Genomic DNA, 4,162 nt, shown 5'->3' on the forward strand with positions numbered 1-4,162 from the left:
CCGGGGGCACACTCACGATCGGCCCGGGCACCAACGGCGCGCTGCCGGTCGGTCCGCGCCGGCCGGGCAACGGGGGGCACGCGGAGGTGGGGTCGTGAGGCGTCGACTGCTCGCCGGCCTGCTCGGCGGCGCGCTGCTGCTGGGCGGCGTGGCCGGCTGCGGCATCCCGGAGAACACCGAGGTCCGGGTGGACGGGCCGGGGCCGGCGGCGGAGGGCGGCTCGACCAGCGGCAGCCGGGGCGAGCCCCCGAGCCGGAGCGCGGCCGGCACCGACGCCGAGCAGTTCGTCCAGAACTTCCTCTCCGCCGCGGCCGGCGAGCCGGACGGGGCGTACCAGCGGGTCCGGCAGTTCATCGTGCCGGCGGACCGCGACCGCCTCCAGACCAAGCAGGGCAGCGAGGTCACGCTGGCCGTCGTCCGGCTCACCGAGGAGCCGGTGCCCGTCTACGCCCCGGACCGGACCGAGGTCACCCTCAAGGTGCAGCAGGTCGGGCAGCTGCGCACGGACGGCACGTTGGCCCCGCCGGAGACGAGCACCACGACCTACACCTTCGAGCTGCGCAGCCAGCCCGGGCAGGAGGGCGTGGCGGACGGGGGCCTCTACGTGGCGAACCCGCCGACCGCGCTGCTGCTCAGCGTCGACGCCCTGGAGACGTACTACCAGAGCCGGACGATCTACTTCTGGAACAACGACCGCACCCGCCTCGTCCCCGACCAGCGTTACCTTCCGCTCGCCGTGCCGGACGAGCGGCGGGTCAGCGAGGTGGTCAAGTGGCTGACCGCCGGGCCCTCGGCCTGGCTCGGCACGGCCGTGCGCCGGCTGCCGGACGGCACCCGCCTGATCAACAACGCCACCCGGACGGACGGCCGCTGGGAGGTCGACCTGGAGATGCCGGAGGACAAGGCCCGGCTGGAGCAGCTCGGCACGCAGCTCGCCTGGTCGCTGTCGGACCTCGACGGGCCGCTCGAAATCAAGATCCGCAACCAGTCCCAGGAGTTCATCCCCGACCTGGAACGGCGCCGCCTGGACCGCCCGGTGTACCAGCTCCCGGAGAGCTTCCAGCGGTTCTGCGTCTACGAGGGCGCCGTCCACCCGCTGGCCTACCCGGGAGAGCCGACCGGCCCGGTGCCCGTGGACCCCAAGGCGAACCGGAACGTCGTCTCCGCCGGGATCAGCCGCGCCGACAACCAGATCCTGGCGGCGCTGGTGGTCTCCGACGCCAACCGCCAGTGGCTCTCCGTCGGCACCGGCACCGACCCGGTGGCCGCCTTCACCCGCAGCGCCAAGGGGTACGCCGCCATGGGCCAGCCGGTCTGGCTGCGCTCCACGTACCGGGGGCAACCGGCCGGGCTCGTGGTCGCCGACGGGAGCCTGTACCGCTTCGACGCCCAGGCGCAGCTCACCGCCGTGCCGCTGGGCGTACCCGGCCCGGTGACCGCCGTGGCGGCCTCGCTGGACGGCCACCGGATCGCCGTCATCGCCGGGGGCGCGCTCTACGTCGCCGCACTCAGCCCCGACGGCGCGGGGGCGACCCCCGGCCCGGCCCGTCGGCTGCACACCCGGCTGACCAGCCTGTCGGCCGTCGACTGGTACGGCGAGAACACCCTGGTCCTCGCGGGCGCGGTCGGTCGCCCAGCGGTCTACGAGGTCAGCGTGGACGGCGCCCGGGAGAGCCGGCTGGAGGACAAGATCGGCGCCCGGGTGACGCACCTCGCCGCGTACCCGGCGAACGCGGTGGGTCGCCTCGGCGCCGCGATGTACGAGGCGAACGGGGTCGCGTACCGCAGCAGCCCGTTCGAGCGGATCCAGCCGCAGCAGGTGCAGGAGGTCACGCCGCCGTCGGCCGGGGCGCGCGCCGGCAACCCGACCGCCCCCTTCTTCCTCTACTGATCTCCGTGCGGGATCTCGGCGGGCTCTGGGCGGACCTCACCGACCTGGTGCTGCCCGTGGAGTGCGCCGGTTGCCGCGAGCGCCGGCCGGGGCTTCGGCACGGCGTCTGCCCGGAGTGCGTGGCGGTGCTCGGCGCGCTGCGCCCCCGGGCCGTACGACCCACTCCCGCCCCGCCCGACCTGCCGCCCTGCGTCGCCCTCGGCCCGTACGCGGGCCCGCTGCGGGAGGCGCTGCTGGCGTACAAGGACCACGGCCGGCACGGGCTGGCCCGGCCGCTGGGGGCGCTGCTCGCCGAGGTCGTGGCGGCGGCGGTGGGCGGGGTCCGCCCGGTGACGCTGGTGCCGGTGCCGGACACCGCGGCGGCGGCCCGCGCCCGGTACGGCGACCACCTCGGCCGGCTGACCCGGCACTGCGCGGACCGGCTGCGCCGGGCGGGCTGGCCGGTGCGGGTGCGGCGGCCGCTGCGGGCCCTGCCCCGCCCCGACTCGGTGACGCTGGACAGCGCCGGCAGGGCGGCGGCGGCCGAGGCGGCCTTCCGGGTCCGCCCGCGGGTCCCGTCTGCGCCCGACGGGGCGGCGGTGGTGGTGCTCGACGACATCCTGACCACCGGGTCCACCCTCGCCGCGGTGGGGCGGGCGCTGACCGCGAGCGGACTGTCACCGACGGTCGCCGCAGTGCTCGCCGCGACCGAGCGACGGCGCACTTTGTGACGGTGCGTGTTTCCGTTTCACCCGTTGGTGTATGAGCTGTGAAAAATTGTTGGCTGTCCCGGCGACCGGGGGTGACTGTCGGGCGAACAGGAGTTAGCGTTTTCGTGTCGGGGGTAGGAGGTGTTTCCATCCACCCCCGGTGGTGAAAGGAGGCGTAGCCGCACTGACCGGTCGACGCCGAGTGGGGCCTCCCCCAGGGGCGCGCGACCGGATGCCGGAACGAACGACCGTCCGAACTAGGGAGGTCACATGGACATCGTGGTCAAGGGCCGTAACGTCGAAGTGCCGGATCATTACCGGGTGCACGTGGCGGAGAAACTCGCGAAGATCGAACGCTACGACCATAAACTTATTCGTGTCGATGTGGAGCTGTTCCACGAGCGCAATCCGCGCCAGGCCGACCACTGCCAGCGCGTCGAAATCACCTGCGTTTCCCGTGGCCCGGTGATCCGGGCGGAGGCCTGCACGAACGACTTCTACAGCGCGCTCGACGCGGCCATCGCCAAGCTGGACACCCGGTTGCGTCGGGCGGCCGACCGTCGCCGCGTCCACCGGGGCCGGCACGCGCCGCTCTCCGTCGCCGCCGCCACCGCCGGCCTGCCGGTGGCCGGCCTCGACGCGCCGCTGGGCGCGTCCCCCGACGGCGCCGGGACGGCCACCGCCGTCGCCGAACGGGTCGAGGAGGAGGAACACGACCAGCCCTGGCACATCGCGCGGGAGAAGGTGCACCCCGCCGAGCCGATGACCGTCGACGAAGCCCTGTTCCAGATGGAACTCGTCGGCCACGACTTCTACCTGTTCCAGGACAAGGAGTCCGGCCGCCCGAGCGTCGTCTACCGGCGGCACGCCTACGACTACGGAATCATCTCCCTCGCCGTCTGACCCTCCGGCGCCGTGGTGGCGGCCCACCCGCCACCACGGCCGCCCGGGGCGGGGAGTCCCGCCGGGCGCCCGAGATCGACGCCGCCCGGGGCGCCCGGCGCCGGATCCGGGCGGGCGGGTCAGCGGAGTTCGTCGGGGAGCAGCCCGAAGACCAGGTCGTCGGTGCGGCTGCCGGCCAGTCCCGGCAGCCGCCCGAGCAGCAGGCCCTCCCGGCGGAATCCCACCCGCTCCAGCACCCCGTGCGAGTCGGTGTTGTCGGGCACGGTGCCGGCGACCAGCCGGGCGATCCCGGCCGGACCGAACGCCCAGCCGGCCAGGAGCCGCACCGCCCTGGTGGCCAGCCCGCGTCCCCGCTGGTCGGGCAGCAGCGCGTAGCCGACCGAGCCCTCACCGGCCACCGGGTCGGAGAGGCTGAGCCCGCAACTGCCCGCCGGCTCGCCGGTGACCGCGTCGACGATCAGCAGCCGGGCGATGGCGCCGGTGAGCCACGCGCTCTCGGCCAGCAGGCAACGCCGTTCGACGGCCGCCCGGGTCGGCGGCACCGGCGGGGCCTGGTTCGCCACCACCTCCGGCCGCGTGTGCAGGCGGTACATCACGTCGACGTCGTCCGGGCCGAGCCGGCGCAGGGTCACCACGCCGTCGGTGAGCCGGCCGTCGGGCAGGTCCGGCAGGAGCCGGG

At 74.8% G+C, this 4,162-nt stretch carries 4 protein-coding genes; 3 read left to right on the forward strand and 1 reads right to left on the reverse strand.

What is annotated here, in order from left to right; translation table 11 throughout:
• The first annotated feature begins 94 nt into the window (after positions 1-94).
• The 3 genes from F6X68_RS31200 (at position 95) to hpf (ending at position 3,483) form a co-directional block, all read left to right on the forward strand.
• The gene (locus tag F6X68_RS31200) at positions 95-1,891 is read left to right on the forward strand and encodes an LpqB family beta-propeller domain-containing protein (RefSeq protein WP_151457606.1); all 1,797 of its coding nucleotides are present in this window, start codon (positions 95-97) and stop codon (positions 1,889-1,891) included.
• Between the two features lie 5 nt (positions 1,892-1,896).
• Positions 1,897-2,601, forward strand: coding sequence for a ComF family protein (locus F6X68_RS31205; RefSeq protein ID WP_151457607.1), 705 nt, complete (start codon positions 1,897-1,899; stop codon positions 2,599-2,601).
• A gap of 249 nt (positions 2,602-2,850) precedes the next feature.
• On the forward strand, positions 2,851-3,483 hold the full coding sequence (gene hpf, locus F6X68_RS31210; protein ID WP_151457608.1) for a ribosome hibernation-promoting factor, HPF/YfiA family: 633 nt from the start codon (positions 2,851-2,853) through the stop codon (positions 3,481-3,483).
• Positions 3,484-3,602: 119 nt separating this feature from the next.
• Here the strand turns inward: hpf and F6X68_RS31215 are convergent.
• Positions 3,603-4,162: GNAT family N-acetyltransferase (locus F6X68_RS31215; RefSeq protein ID WP_151457609.1), on the reverse strand; the 560-nt coding region annotated here is incomplete at its 5' end.

The organism is Micromonospora sp. AMSO12t (assembly GCF_008806585.1).
Taxonomy (GTDB): domain Bacteria; phylum Actinomycetota; class Actinomycetes; order Mycobacteriales; family Micromonosporaceae; genus Micromonospora; species Micromonospora reichwaldensis.